Source organism: Salinicola sp. RZ23, assembly GCF_003206675.1.
GTDB classification, from domain to species: Bacteria; Pseudomonadota; Gammaproteobacteria; order Pseudomonadales; family Halomonadaceae; genus Salinicola; species Salinicola endophyticus.
This window is the reverse complement of sequence record NZ_PZJK01000027.1, coordinates 1-214: the sequence shown is the minus strand read 5'-3', so window position 1 is coordinate 214 and position 214 is coordinate 1. Positions and strand designations below refer to the sequence as shown.

Annotated in this window: 1 protein-coding gene; it reads left to right on the top strand. The window is 65.4% G+C overall.

Features of this window, described 5'->3' with window-relative positions:
* The coding region (locus DOM67_RS19340; RefSeq protein ID WP_198651883.1) for a phosphoadenosine phosphosulfate reductase family protein at positions 1 to 214 on the top strand (214 nt) is incomplete at both ends.

Here is a 214-nt window from a genome sequence, read left to right as displayed (position 1 = left end):
CCCCTTCGATCACGGCAGCGCCAAGTACACCGACATCATGAAGACCCAGTCGCTCAAGCAGGCGCTGGACAAGCATGGCTTCGATGCCGCCTTCGGTGGCGCCCGGCGCGACGAGGAGGCCTCCCGCGCCAAGGAGCGGGTCTACTCCTTCCGTGACAAGCACCATCGCTGGGATCCCAAGAACCAGCGCCCGGAGCTGTGGCGGCTCTACAAC